The following is a 13,367-nucleotide window of genomic DNA, read 5'->3' as shown; positions in this document are numbered from 1 at the left end:
CGCGGTGCCAGGCGTCCCGGGCCCGGCCCTGATCCGCCGGACACCCCCTAGCCCGGGTGGGCCACCAGCTGTGTCCACAGGGGGAGCAGCAGCAGGGCGACGACCGAGCTCTTGATGACGAGGGAGGCCGACATGTCGACCCCGACGTCGTAGCGCTGGGCGAAGATGAACAGGTTCTGGGGCGCGGGCATCGCGGCGATCAGGACGAGGTAGCTCAGCCACTCGCCCTCCACCCCGAAGACGAAGCGGCACACGGCGTAGGTGATCAGCGGCAGCGCCACGCACTTGAAGCCGGTGATCCAGACCTCCTCCATGGTGGTGCCGCGGATCTTGATCCCGCTTCCGCCCAGATGCAGGCCGAGGGCGAACAGTGCGACGGGCGAGGCGCTGTCCCCGACGAAGGTGAAGCTGTCGAGCACGACCCCCGGGACCGTGACGGGCAGCAGGTTGAGCACGATGCCCGCGTTGCAGGCGATCACGACGGGGGTCATCAGCGAGGCGGCGACGGCCGATCCGAGCCGCCGGGCCGGACTCCCGACCCGGTCCGGCCGCCCCAGCTCCATGATCGAGATGATGATCAGGGACAGCACGCAGACCTGGAACAGCAGCACCGGGAAGATCGGTGCCGCGTTCCCGAACAGCATGATGAACACCGGCACGGCGAAGTAGGCCGTGTTCACCTGGACGGCGGCCATGATGCGCAGCGCCACGCCGCGCGGATCGCGCACGCCCAGGACCCACGCCACCACGCCGATCAGCGCGGCCGCGGCGCACGCCGCGGCCGCGTAACCGCCGATGGCCCGCCAGTTGAACAGGGCCCCCAGGTCACTGCGGTAGATGTTCCCGAAGAGGAAGCAGGGCACGGCGAAGAGGAACGCGTAGTCCGCGAACACCTTGGAACTCTCGGCCGGCACCACCTTCCGCCGTGCCAGGACGACCCCGCAGCCGAAGGCCAGCACCACCGGTGCGAGTTTTTCCAGAGCATCCACCGCTCCCATGCACGTGCCCTTGCTCCCGCGGCCCCCGGAAGGGGCCTGTTTCCCTGTCGCGACGGCTTCCTACCGGGCCAGGCCGCCGGGGGCGCGCAGTTGGGCGCGCCCCCGGACCAGCTCCCGGTATGCCGTGACGATCCTGCGCGTCACCGCGTTGCCGGCGACGTCGTAGTGATGATCATCGAGGCGGCCGACGGGGAGGATCTCACACGCGGTCCCGCACAGGAACGCGCCGTCGGCCTCGCCCGCGAACGCCGGGGCCAGGTCGGTGACCACGCACTCGATCCCCTCCCGCTCGGCGATGGCCAGCACGCACGCCCGGGTGATCCCGTCGATGGTGCAGCGGGTCGTCGGGGTGTACAGCGCCCCGCCCCTGGTGAAGAACAGGTGCGCACCGGTCGCCTCGACGAAGTTCCCGCGGTCGTCGAGGAGCAGGGCGTCGTCGAAGCCCGCCCGCAGCGCCTCGTTCTTGCTGACCGTGCCGATCATGTAATTGCCGGCGGCCTTGCTCTTGACCGGCGCGTACTCCGGCGAAGGCCTGCGGTAGCGGCCCGTGACCAGGGAGATCCCCTGGTCCACGGCGTCCTCCGCCGCGTAGTAGCCCGCAGGGAGCTCCCACGCGGCCACCGAGGTGTGCACGGACGTCTTCAGCGCCGCGGTCTGGATGATCTCCGAGCCCCGCCAGGCGTTCATGCGGACGTAGCCCTCGGTGATGCCGGCCTCGGCGACCACCGCGCGGGTGGCCTCGTACAGCACCTCCTCGGAGTACTCCAGCTCGAAGTCCAGGATCCGGGCCGACGCGCCGAGCCGCGCGATGTGCTCCCTGAGCATGAACGCCTCACCGCCGTAGACGCGGATGCCCTCGAAGATGCTGGAGGCGTAGTGCAGTCCGTGGCTGAGCACGTGGAGCCGGGCGTCGGCCCAGTCCACGAGGGAGCCGTCGTACCAGATCTTCCCGGTGCGCTGGTCGAAGGGGATCACAGCGGCCTCCTCCTCAGAGCGCGAGGTCGAAGAGCTGCCGCGGCAGGTCCCCGACGAGGGCGACGAAGCGCCGCTGGTGCTCGGTCAGGCTGCGCACCGACACCCCGTGCAGGGCCAGCGGGTTGATCGGGTACAGCACCAGGGTGTTGCTCCGGTACGGGACGGTCGTGACCTCCTCGACGTACTGCGGGTCGATGTCGAAGCGGTTGTCACCGTACTCGGAGGCGCTGGTGTGGAACTTGTGCGCGCCCGGCCGGTACTTGTACAGCACCAGGTCGCCGCCGGTCGCGTCGTCCTCGGGAAGGCGCATGTAGAACAGGCCGCCGAAGAGCTTGTGCGGCTTGTCCACGTGCGGTCCGCGGTAGGCCGAGGGACGGCCGGTGACCGCCGAGTTGATGACGGCCGTGCAGTCCAGCAGGATGTCGTGCGTCTCGAAGGCGTCCCGGTTGCGGCGGCCCACGCGCAGCTCGCGCAGCGGGCCCACCAGGTCCTCGGCCTCCGGGAGGTTGGCGAGCAGGTCCTCCTGGAAGAGGTCGAGGAACTCCTCGTAGAAGGCCGGGGAGGCGTGGTAGGTCACGAAGTCCTTCCACACCTGCGCCATCGTGTCGTCGGCGAGGATCATCTCGGACATGTAGTTGTAGCGCTCGTTCGAGGTGATCGGCTTCCCGATCCGCTCGCCGATGTACTCCGCGGTCGGCATCGACTTCGCCAGGGCGTCGTACAGCTCCTGGGGCAGGGCGTCGCGGATCACCACGTGCGGGAACGGGTCGCGGCGGATGTCGGCCTTGGTGACGCCGGCCAGGAGCGAGGTGATCGCGGGGCGGGACTCGGGCGTGTCGGTCATGTCCTGTCTCGTTTCTCGGGGTGGGGGAAAGGGTTTAGAGGGGTGCGGGGGTCAGACCGCGGGCGGAGAGCCAGGTCTCCAGGACCAGCAGCGACCAGAGCAGTTCGCCGGAGTGCGCCCCCGGGCTCTCGGTCTGGGAGCGGAAGAGTTCGCGGACGGCGTCCCGGCGGACGTAGTCCAGGCAGCGGGCACCGGGGCCCAGGAGGACGTCGCCGACCATGTCGTACAGCGCCTCGCCCGGCCGGATCATCGCCGCCACCGGCAGGGTGAACGGCTGCTTGGGCCGGTCGACGACGCTCCGCGGCACCCAGGGCCGGGCCGCCCGCGCCACCGGCGCCTTCACCGTGTCGCCGGCCACCTTCACGGCGGCGGGCAGCGCGTGCGCCAGGCGCATCACCGACGGCTGGAGGAACGGGATCCGGGCCTCCACCGAGTGGGCCATGCTCAGGTGGTCCACGCGGCGCAGGATGTAGTAGGGGAACCGCTCCGCCTGGTCGTAGCGCAGCAGCGTCTCCAGCTTCCCGTGCGGGCCGGAGCGCACCCGGCGCGCCAGCTCGTCGCCGCTAAGGTCCCCGAAGTGGCCGCCGGCCGCCCGTACCCGCTCCAGGTGGGCGGGCGTGTACAGCCGGCCGAGCGCCGCCGGGCCGGCGACGGCCATCGTGTCCTGGTAGGCCCGGTGCCAGGCGGAGTCGCCGTCCCGGTCCGCCTTGGTGAACCGCGCGTACCCGGCGAACAGCTCGTCCGCCCCGTCACCCGTCAGGGCCACCTTGAACCCGGCCTCGTGCACCGCCTCGAACAGGGCGAAGGTGCTCAGGCTGTGCGGGGCGTTGTTCGGCTGGTCGAGGTGGCGGGTGAACCGCTCCACCAGCTCCGGGAACCCCGCCGGGTCCAGGAGCACCTGGTGGTGCTCGGTGCCGCAGTGGCGGGCCACCTCGGCCGCCCAGTGGCGCTCGTCGGCCGGCCAGTCGCCCCGGTAGGCGATGTTGAACGAGGCCACGTCGGACACCAGATGGGCGGCGAGGGCGGTGGTGTAGCTGGAGTCGAGCCCGCCGCTGGTGATCACGCAGACCGGGACGTCCGCGTCGAGTATGCGGCCCATCTCGGTGCGCAGCAGCCCGTCCAGCAGCTCCGCCGCCGCCTCCACGGTCGGCTCGCCGCCGGGCCAGTCGACCTCGGCGGGCTCCAGGGCCGTGCGGGTGAGGGTCTCGCGGCCGTCCGCGAAGCGCAGCACCGAGCCGGGCTCCAGGGTGCGGACCCGGGTGTACACGGTGCCCGGGCCCCAGACCGCCTTCCCGCCGAGGTAGCGGTCGACCGCGAGCGGGTCCAGCTCGTCGGGGAAGTCCGGGAAACGGGACAGCGCCCGCAGCTCGGAGGCGAAGCACAGCCGGCGGCCGTCGGCGGACACGTAGTAGTACAGCGACTTCATGCCGGCGTGGTCGGTGAAGAGCTTGAGGCACGGCTCCTCCCGCTCGTCGACCACCGCGATGGCGAACATGCCCTCCAGCCGGCTGGTGAACGCGTCCCCGTACAGCTCGTACAGCGGCAGCAGCACGTCGCCGTCGCAGTCGCCCTCGAAGGAGTAGCCGTGCGCGGCCAGCTCGGCGCGCAGCTGCCGGTGGTTGTAGATCTCGCCGTTGAACACGCAGCACAGCGCACCGCGCACGAAGGGCTGGTCGCCGGAGGCTATCCCCTGGATGGCGAGCCGGTTGTTGCCGAGCGCCCAGCCGTCACCGCGCCGGACGGTCTGCGCGTCCGGCCCGCCCTCGAACATCGCCGCCGCGACGGCGTCGAGCACCTCCCGCCCGGCGGGTTCCCCGCCGAAGCAGCCGTGGATGCGGCACATGGCTCACACCTCCGTCCGGCGGCCGGGGGCGGGGACGCTCCCGGCGGCTTCGAGGGACCGGACGGCGGAACCGGCACGGCTCTGCCGGGCCCCGGGGTGGTGCCGGCCGACGAACTCGGTGACCAGCTCGACCTGCCGCAGGATGTCGTCCAGCTGAGCGGGGGACGGGCTGACCCCGTGGCCGTCCAGAGCGCTGTTGCCCGTCTTGAGGTAGACCGGCGCCGCCACCCGGACGATGTCCGGGGCCTCGTAGGTACGGATGAACCCGCCCGAGCTCCGGGGGTTGTCCACGTGCAGGTCCAGCGGGACCGCCACCGCCTGCCGCAGCGCCGCGATCATCGGCAGCGTCAGGTCGCGCACCGGGTTGAAGCTGTTCGCGCCGAGCATCTCCAGCATCTGCGCCGACGCCGGATTGCCCTGCCCGCAGTGCGCGGACACCTTCAGGTGGATCCCGGCGGGCAGCTCGCCGGCCGTCCGCAGCCGCCCCAGCACCCACAGCAGGCCCTCGTCGTAGACGACGAACCCGCGCACGCCCAGGCCGATCCCGCGCTTGACGTCCTCGACGGCGCGCACGATCTGCTCCTGCCCGCGCAGCCGGTAGCCGATCCGGGCCCCCTCGGGGGTCTGCGCCCCGGCCCCGATGTCGTTGACGGCGCGGGGGCCGACCGACATCAGGACCTCGGCGCCGAACTCCTCGCCGAGCGCCACGTACTCGCCGATCTCGCGGGCCGTGTGCCGGTACATGCCGCGGGTCTCGGTGATGCGGTTGATCGTGAAGCCCCGGCGCCGGCTCTCGCGCAGCAGCCGCTCGGCGGCCTCCACCGAGTTCACCGTCGGCACCTCGATGCGGAAGTGCCCGCCGTCGGCGAAGACGGCGTCCGAGTCGGGCGTGAGCTGCGGGTCCCCGTCCGGCAGGCCCAGCCGGGCGAGCTGCCGGCGGGTCTGGTCGAAGAAGGCGGTCGTGGTCGTCGTCCTCACCTCGTCACCTCGAAACCGAGCCGCTCGGCGGTGCCGGCGACGACCTCCTCGGCGATGCGTATCGACGTCGCCCGGTCGGGGTGCACGACCTGGACCTCGCCGAAGTTCCCGAGGTTGCCCCGGCAGGGCAGCAGGGTGCCGCCCTCGGGGAAGCGGAGCGTGAACGAGTGCAGGCTGTCGCCGTACCGCTCGGCGGCCCAGTCCAGGTCCGGTACCCGCTCCGGGGTGGGCACCGGGTCGGCGGCACCGAACCAGCGGACGGTGGCGTACCCGTCGAAGGAGGCCGGGCCGCGCTCGACCGCCTCGTTCAGGTGGATCCGGACGAGCAGCTCGAAGATGTCCCCGCCGCCCGCGAGACGGAACAGGTTCGGCAGGCAGGAGCCCATGATGCGGGGGTTGAGCTCGATCAGCCGGGGCGTGCCGTCCGCGCCCAGCATCACCTCCACGTGGAAGACGCCGAGCCGCAGGCCGACCGCGCCGACGACCTCCTCCGCGAACCGCATCACCCGGTCGTGCTCCTCGGCGGAGATGCCCGCCGGGATCGTCGTACCGGTCTCCAGGGCCTCGTGCCGGTGCCAGGTCGAGCGCTCGCTGACCGCCAGCCGCAGGAACCGCCCGTGCACCAGGCCGATCTCCGCGGAGACGAACCGCCCGCTCAGGTACTCCTCGACGAGGATGCCCGCCGCGTACGCGCCGTCCGGGGCCCCGGCGAGGACACCCGCCAGCTGCTCCTCGTCGGCGACGACGTGGGCGCCCTCGCTCCCGGACCCCCGGGCCGGCTTGACGACGACGGGGTACCCGCCGCCCGCCGCGAAGGCCGCAGCCTCCTCGAAGCCGCCCACGACGGCGTACCGGGTGGTGTCCACCCCGGCCGCCGCCAGCACCTGACGGCAGCGGTCCTTCTGCTTGGCCGTCTCGGCCGCGGCGGCGTCGGTGAACGGCACCCCGATCTCCTCGGCGATCCGCGCGACCGGGACCACCAGCGCGTCGACGGTGGCGACGAAGCCGTCGACCGGCCGCTCCCGGTGGACCTCCAGCACGCACGAGCGCAGCGCCCCGGCGTCGGTGGCGTCCTTCAGGACGTGGACCCGGTCGACGAAACGCGCGTACGGGGAGGCGTCGAAGTCGATGTTCTGCGCCTGCTCCATGAGCAGCGAGCGGATGAGCGTCACGTGGTGCCCGAGCCGCTTGGCGGCCTCGAACGCGGGGGCGTTGCCCGCCTTCCAGGTCACGAAGACCACGTGCCGGGCCTCGGACGCGCAAGGGTGCGGGGGGTGCGGGGGGTGCAGTGGGTCGGTCATCGTGTCTTCCTCGCGAAGCGCTGGCCGATGCGGACGAATCCCGGGACGGCGGTACCGGGGGTGGGGATGAAGGAGATCGAACCGGCGAGGACGTTCTTCTCGGACATCGAGCTGAAGCCGCCGGCGCCGGACAGCACCAGGTCGCCCTCGTCCACGCACAGCCAGGCGCCGCCCGGCTGCCGCTCGGAGTACGCGTAGCGCAGGTGCTCCGTGCCGCGCAGCACCTCCAGCCGGTAGCCGTCGGAGGCGTACAGGCCGGCGCAGTCGTCGAGTTCCATCTCGAACGGGCGGCCGGTGCGGATGAGCCCCTCGCCGGTGAGGGACCGCAGCAGGTCCTCGTAGAGCCCGAACGCCGGGTAGGCGTTGGCGAGCAGCAGCAGGAAGGAGCGCTGCCCGGGGAAGATCTGGATGAAGTTGTGGTGGCCGCTGCCGTTGGAGTTGAAGCCGAAGGCGGAGGGCCCGAACATCAGCCAGCCCAGGCCCCACGCGTGCATGAAGTGGTGGCCGGGGACGGGGATCTGGGGCGTGCGCATCTCGCGCGCCAGCTCGGCCGAGAGCAGGCGCTCGCCGCCGGGGGCGACCCCGTCGTCGACGGCCAGCATCGCGATCCTCGCCAGCTCGTCCAGGGTGAGGCAGACGGAGAACGAACCCGCCGCGTCGTCGGCGATGGTCTGCGGCGGCGGGTCGTGGCGCACGTACCCCTCGACCCGCTCGGTCCACACGTAGCCGGCCGAGACCGTGCCCCCGTAGTGGCCGCCCTCGGTGAGGCTCTCGGGAACCTCCCGGATGCCGAGCGGGGCGAGCAGCAGCTCGTTCACCGCGCGGCGCCACGGGACGCCCAGCAGCCTCTCGATCAGCGCGGCGACGATCGAGGTCCCCACCGCCGAGTACGCGAACACCTCGCCCGGCTCGAACAGCTGGCCGTAGGCGGGCAGCGTGGCGATGTAGGAGTCCAGGTCGGGCAGGCCGGTGTCGTGCCACACCTCGTACGAGTCGTCGACCCCGCTGGTGTGCGACAGGAGGTGGCGCAGCGTCACCTTCACGGTGCCCCCGTCGCGGCGCCGGAACGCCTGCGGCAGCAGCCCGTCCAGCGGCTGGTCCAGCCCCAGCAGGCCCCGGTCCACCAGGCGCAGCGCGACGAAGGCCAGCATCGGCTTGGTGACGCAGGTGACGCGCTGGCGGGTGGCGGGCCCGTACGCGGCGCCGGAGACGGTGTCGGTGACGCCGTGGTAGGTCAGCTCCAGCTCCCCGTCCAGGAACACGGCCGCGCCGGCTCCCGGTACGCCGTGGCCGCGCGCGGGACTCGCGCAGCGTGTCGGGGGACGGGCGCGCCGGCCGCTTCGGCCGGGCCCCCGCCGGACGCCCCGGGCGGCCGGCCCGCCGCCCTCCCCGGCGGGTGCGGCGCAAGCAGCGCGGCCTGCTCGGGCGAGGGTGCGGTGGGCGGTAGATCTCCGCCACCCGGACGGGCCGGCCGGCCGCGTCCGACAGGCGCGCCGCCAGCAGGGGTGGGCGAGCAGCGAGTGGCCGCCCACGGAGAAGAAGTCCACGCCGGGGGAGACCCGCGACAGGCCGAGCAGCTCGGACCAGATGCCCGCCACCTCGGCCTCGTCGGGGTCGTCGAAGACGTCGCCGTCGGTGCCGTCACCGGGCTGCCGCCCCCAGTCGACCTCCCGGGCGGCCAGGGCCTTGCGGTCGACCTTGCCGTTGGGGAGCCGGGGCAGCCGCTCCTCGACGACGATCCGCGCGGGCTGCATGTAGTGCGGCAGCTTGGCCCGCAGATGGACGGCCATGGCCTCGACGGTGACGTCTCCCCCAGACTCCGTCCGGGGGGACCCCCAGCCCTCCAGGCCCACGTAGCAGACCAGCCGGGTGTCCCCGTCGGTGCGCACGGCCAGGGCCGCGACGTCCTTCAGGCCCACGACGCCGCGCAGCGCCGCCTCCAGCTCGCCGAGTTCGATGCGGAAGCCGCGCACCTTCACCTGGTTGTCCCGGCGGCCCAGGAAGCGGAGCTCGCCGTCCTCCGTCCACCGGGCGAGGTCGCCGGTCCGGTACAGCCGCCCGCCCGGTACCTCGCCGAGGTGCGCGGGCGCGGGGACGAACGAGGCCGCGGTGCGTTCGGGGTCGTTGATGTAGCCGGCGGCCAGGCCGTCGCCGCCCAAGTGGAGTTCGCCGGTGGCGCCGAGCGGCACGGGCCGGCCGAGCGGGTCCAGGAGGTGGGCGGTGGTGTTGTGGACGGGCACGCCGATGGTGGGCGCGCCGCCGGTGGGGCCGGTGAAGCACTTCCAGGTGGAGTAGGTGGTGTCCTCGGAGGGCCCGTACAGGTTGTAGAGCCGCTCGACGCCGGTGGAGGCGAAGGCCTCGTTCACCAGCTCCCGGGACAGCGGCTCGCCGGCCACGTTCAGGACGCGGGTGGAGGCGGGCACCGCGCCGCGCTGGAGCAGGACGTTCAGGGCGCTGGGCACGGTGTTGACGAGGGTGGGCCGCAGTCCGTCGTCCTCGGTGAGCGCGAGGACGTTGTCCACGACGACGACGCAGCCGCCCCGGGTGAGCGGGGCCCACAGCTCGTACACCGACAGGTCGAAGTTGAGCGAGGTGGAGAACAGCACCCGCCGCAGGTCCTCGTCCCCGTACGTCTCCTTCGCCCAGGCGAGGAGCGCGGCCACGTTGCGGTGGCTGATCACCACGCCCTTGGGCAGGCCGGTGGAGCCGGAGGTGTAGATCAGGTGGGTGGTGTGCCGCGGGCCGACGGTGACGGCCGGGGACCGCTCGTCCTCGGACCGTGCCTTCTCCGACAGCTCCCGCCAGGGCAGCGCGCGTACGGGCCCGTCGCCGAGCCACGCCGGAGCCTCGTCGCCGTCGTGGACGACGGCTGCCAGGTCGGCGGTGCCGGCGATGGCGGCCAGCCGGTCCGCGGGGTAGGCGGGGTCCAGCGGTACGTACGCGCAGCCCGCCTTGTGCACGGCGAGCAGCAGGGCGACCGCGTGGTGCGTGCGTCCCAGGGAGAGCCCGACGCGCGAGCCCGGGGTGATCCCGTGGGAGGCCAGGGCCCGAGCCAGCCGGTTGGCGCTCCGGTCGAGCGCGCCGTACGTGAGCACGCTGCCCCGCCATTCGACGGCGGGGGCGTCGGGGGTGCGGGCAGCCTGGGCCTCCACGAGGGCGTGCAGCGGGGTGTCGCGGTCGTAGGGGCGGGCCGTGTCGTTGAAGGCGCGCAGCAGGCGGTGCTCCTGCGGGGACAGCAGGGCCAGCCCGGCCGCGGGGGCGCCGGGGCGGGCGGCCGCGTCCGCGAGCAGCGTGTCCAGGTTCGCCGCCATCCGCGCGATCAGCGTCCCGGGGAACAGGGCCCGGTCGTAGTGCAGGGTGAACAGCGGGCCGTCCGGCGCGGGCCGGGCCTCCAGCAGGAGCGCGAAGCCCTCCGGGACCGGGGTGGCGCCGTCCGACTCCAGGAAGCCCGCCCGCAGCCCGCCGCCCAGGTCGGCCGCGGCGCCGGGCACGGAGCCCCGTACCGCCTCCCGGTGGGTGGCGGCGAGCCCCAGCGCGTGGGCGGCGAGGGTCTGCCCCGGCGCGAGCACGGAGCGGACGGCGACCGGCGCGCCGTGCGCGCCGCCCGCCCGGGCCAGCACGATGTCGTCCTGACCGCTGTAGCGGTGCACGAGCACGGCGAACGCGGCGTGCCACAGGTCGGCCGCCGCGACCGCGGCGGCCCGCGCGCCCGGCGCCACCGCGCCGGACCAGGAATGCGTCCCGCTGCCCGCGCCGTCCGGGGCGCCGTGCCCGGCGTCCCGCACGGGCAGTTGCAGGGCCTGCGGTGAGTCGGCGGATATGTCGCCCACGGTGATGGTCCCCTCGTCTGCATTTCGTTCACCTGCCGTGCGGCGGACATGCCGAATACACGCACGGCGCACATCTGCGGACCCCGCGCGATCGAATTGCGCCGCGACAGGGCATTCATACTCGGCGCGACATCACCGGCCCGGAATGCGGAAACGGTGCGACGGCGCGGAAAAACTCCGGAAGTGGAACAGGGAAATGAATGGCGGAGAATTCGGACGGAAATCGGGCCCCGGCTGCGGCGGCCCCGTCACGCCGCGACGGCGTCCGGGGCGGCCTCCCGGCCCCGCAGCGCCCGGTCGGCGATGCGCGGCATGGCGGCTCCGGCCAGCGCGAAGCCGAGGGCCATGGCCAGCCAGCCGGGCCCGCCGTGGTCGACGGCGAGCCAGGTCAGCAGCGCCGGAGCGATCATCTTGCCCAGGTCCGCGCCCATCGCGTACGTGCCCTGGTACTGGCCCTGGGCGTGCTCGGGCGCCAGGGCGAACGACATCCCCCAGCTGCCCGCCGACTGCCGGATCTCGCCCAGCACGTGGGCCAGGGCGCCCAGGAGCAGCAGCACTCCGGCGAGCGTCGCGGAGACCCCGCCGCTGAAGGAGAAGAACACGCAGGCGACCGCGAGGCACAGGGCCCCGGACCGCGAGGCCCGGGCCGCCGCGCTCGGCTCGTCGGTCCCGCGCGCGGCCCTCACCTGGAGCAGGACCACGGCGACCGTGTTGGCCAGCAGGATCGCGGCGATCATCCAGCGGGGCGCGTTCGTGCGGTGCAGCACCCACAGCGGCAGCACGACGTCGAGCAGCAGGTTGTGCATGGACAGCAGGCCGTCCAGCACCACGAACGCCAGGTAGGGGCGGTCGCGCAGGACGGTCAGGGCGGGCCCGGGGCGGGCCGGCTGCGCGGCCACCGCGGGCAGCAGCAGGGTGAGCAGCCCCGTGGCCAGGTAGGTGGACGCGTTGAAGACCACGGCCGCCTGGTACGCCCGGACCGAGTCGGCGGCGAGCAGCAGGCCGGCCAGGGCGGCACCCACCGCGACGCTCACGTTGCTCGTGGCCCGCAGGTGGGCGCGGACGGTGACCCGGTCCTGCGGCGGCACCAGCCCGGGGACCATGGCCATCCGGGCGCTGCGGCTGGCACTGTAGGCGACCGCCTGCGCGCTCACCACCAGCAGGTACGAGGTGAAGTCCTGCACCGCGAGCAGGGCCGCCGTGAGCGGCCCGAGGGCGATGAAGGACCAGATCTGCACGGAGCGCGGGCCGATCCGGTCGGCCAGGTGGCCGGTCGGGGTGCTGACCAGGAGGGCGATGCCGGCGGCGACGCCGACGCCGAGGGCGAACCGGCCGGGCGTCAGCCCGAGCACGGCCGTCGCGAAGATGGCGTTCAGCGCCATCCACAGGCCCTGCCCGAGGGTGTGCACCAGAGTGATGCCGGTGAGGACGCGTGCCGGGCCGGCGGGCGGGAGCAGTCGGCTCAGCATGGGCCTGCCGCAATGCGGTCCGTGCCACCGAGAACGGACGCCGTGATTCTTCCTCTTGCGCACGCCAGGATCACTGACACGCCCCCACTCCTCGTCAAGCGCCGTTGCCGACGACAGGATTCGGGAAATTCCCCCGTGGTCGCGGACCGAGATCGTCGGCCGCGCAGGGCATATCGAAACTTGATCTACGCCGGGCTGTCCAGGAAACGGTCCTGTGACCCCGATCACACGACGTGAACCCCCTAGGGCCGGTAAAGGGCGGAGAAAGAGAATGTGCAGGAACGGTCGACGTTCCGCACTTACCGGCCGGTAAGGCATAGGGGCGGAAGGCTCAATTCCGGGGGTTTGGCCCGGGGAGGGTTGCCCGGCGCGTCCGCCGGGCAGGCGCCGGTGTGGACGAGGGAGGGCCGTGGACGAGGGAGGCCGTATGCCGCGAGTGAGGGCCCAGGGACGCGACGAGACCGCGGACGAACGGGCGGACCGGCAGTGGCAGGAGCTGATCCAGGAGATCCGCGTCGCCCAGACCGGGGTGCAGATCCTCTTCGGCTTCCTGCTCACGGTCGCCTTCACCCCGCACTTCCAGGGACTGGCCGAAACCGACAAGGCGATCTACACCGCCACCGTCGTCCTCGGCGCCCTGGCCACCGGCGCGCTCATCGGCCCCGTCTCCTTCCACCGGATCGTCTCGGGGCGCCGCATCAAGCCGGAGGCCGTGCTCTGGGCCTCGCGCCTCACCTTCGCCGGCATCCTCCTGCTGCTGGCCACCTGCACCTCCGCCCTCTTCCTCGTACTGCGGGTCGCGGCACCCGACGCCCTCGTGCCCTGGCTGGTTTCCGCCGTGGTCGCCTGGTACCTGCTCTGCTGGTACGCACTGCCCCTGTGGGCCCGGATCCGCTACACCTCCGAGGAGGAGACCTCGGAGACGGAGGAACCCCGCGAGACGAGGAGTACGACATGAGCGAGCACCGGCAGCACCGCTGGTCACGGACCCCGCCCGCGGGCCCGCAGGACGGGGGCGGCGACCGCGACCGCGGGACCCGGCGGGCGGGGGACACCGCCCCCGACGACGGGGCGGGCGGCCACACCGCGAAGCAACAGCGCCCGGGCATCGGCCGCGAGGAACAGGCCC

Annotated in this window: 9 protein-coding genes; 1 reads left to right on the top strand and 8 read right to left on the bottom strand. The window is 73.1% G+C overall.

Going from position 1 to position 13,367, the window contains the following annotated elements:
* Positions 1–47 precede the first annotated feature (47 nt).
* The 8 genes from SSNG_RS01850 to SSNG_RS01815 all read right to left on the bottom strand — a co-directional run bounded on the left by SSNG_RS01850 (position 48) and on the right by SSNG_RS01815 (position 12,238).
* Positions 48–998: an AEC family transporter gene (locus SSNG_RS01850; protein WP_007262085.1), complete on the bottom strand. Its 951-nt coding sequence runs from the start codon at positions 996–998 to the stop codon at positions 48–50.
* A gap of 60 nt (positions 999–1,058) precedes the next feature.
* Positions 1,059–1,973 (bottom strand): aminotransferase class IV, encoded by a 915-nt coding sequence (locus tag SSNG_RS01845; RefSeq protein WP_007262084.1) that lies wholly within the window; start codon positions 1,971–1,973, stop codon positions 1,059–1,061.
* Positions 1,974–1,986: 13 nt separating this feature from the next.
* Positions 1,987–2,817 carry a hypothetical protein gene (locus SSNG_RS01840; protein ID WP_007262083.1) on the bottom strand — a complete coding sequence of 277 codons (831 nt, stop codon included), beginning with the start codon at positions 2,815–2,817 and terminating at the stop codon, positions 1,987–1,989.
* Positions 2,818–2,851: 34 nt separating this feature from the next.
* Positions 2,852–4,660, bottom strand: coding sequence for an asparagine synthase (glutamine-hydrolyzing) (asnB, locus tag SSNG_RS01835; protein ID WP_007262082.1), 1,809 nt, complete (start codon positions 4,658–4,660; stop codon positions 2,852–2,854).
* 3 nt (positions 4,661–4,663) lie between these two features.
* Positions 4,664–5,638 (bottom strand): peptidase, encoded by a 975-nt coding sequence (locus SSNG_RS01830; RefSeq protein ID WP_206731272.1) that lies wholly within the window; start codon positions 5,636–5,638, stop codon positions 4,664–4,666.
* Positions 5,635–6,939 (bottom strand): ATP-grasp domain-containing protein, encoded by a 1,305-nt coding sequence (locus tag SSNG_RS01825; protein ID WP_007262080.1) that lies wholly within the window; start codon positions 6,937–6,939, stop codon positions 5,635–5,637. Before SSNG_RS01825 ends, SSNG_RS01830 begins: the two co-directional genes overlap by 4 nt.
* The gene (locus SSNG_RS01820; RefSeq protein ID WP_007262079.1) at positions 6,936–10,769 is read right to left on the bottom strand and encodes an amino acid adenylation domain-containing protein; all 3,834 of its coding nucleotides are present in this window, start codon (positions 10,767–10,769) and stop codon (positions 6,936–6,938) included. Before SSNG_RS01820 ends, SSNG_RS01825 begins: the two co-directional genes overlap by 4 nt.
* A gap of 248 nt (positions 10,770–11,017) precedes the next feature.
* Positions 11,018–12,238 (bottom strand): MFS transporter, encoded by a 1,221-nt coding sequence (locus tag SSNG_RS01815; RefSeq protein WP_042800387.1) that lies wholly within the window; start codon positions 12,236–12,238, stop codon positions 11,018–11,020.
* Between the two features lie 427 nt (positions 12,239–12,665).
* On the opposite strand from SSNG_RS01815, the gene SSNG_RS01810 reads away from it, so the two are divergent.
* The gene (locus tag SSNG_RS01810; RefSeq protein ID WP_050779514.1) at positions 12,666–13,196 is read left to right on the top strand and encodes a DUF6328 family protein; all 531 of its coding nucleotides are present in this window, start codon (positions 12,666–12,668) and stop codon (positions 13,194–13,196) included.
* Positions 13,197–13,367: the final 171 nt, after the last annotated feature.

This window comes from Streptomyces sp. C, assembly GCF_000158895.1.
In the GTDB taxonomy this organism is placed as follows: Bacteria; Actinomycetota; Actinomycetes; order Streptomycetales; family Streptomycetaceae; genus Streptomyces; species Streptomyces racemochromogenes.
This window is presented reverse-complemented; position numbering and strand designations above follow the sequence as displayed.

Bases quoted from the DNA above. Each gene is read 5' to 3' on its own strand.
- SSNG_RS01840 (WP_007262083.1), bottom strand. From the start codon at position 2,817: ATGACCGACACGCCCGAGTCCCGCCCCGCGATCACCTCGCTCCTGGCC.
- SSNG_RS01850 (WP_007262085.1), bottom strand. From the start codon at position 998: ATGGGAGCGGTGGATGCTCTGGAAAAACTCGCACCGGTGGTGCTGGCC.
- SSNG_RS01810 (WP_050779514.1), top strand. From the start codon at position 12,666: ATGCCGCGAGTGAGGGCCCAGGGACGCGACGAGACCGCGGACGAACGG.
- SSNG_RS01825 (WP_007262080.1), bottom strand. From the start codon at position 6,939: ATGACCGACCCACTGCACCCCCCGCACCCCCCGCACCCTTGCGCGTCC.
- asnB (WP_007262082.1), bottom strand. From the start codon at position 4,660: ATGTGCCGCATCCACGGCTGCTTCGGCGGGGAACCCGCCGGGCGGGAG.
- SSNG_RS01815 (WP_042800387.1), bottom strand. From the start codon at position 12,238: ATGCTGAGCCGACTGCTCCCGCCCGCCGGCCCGGCACGCGTCCTCACC.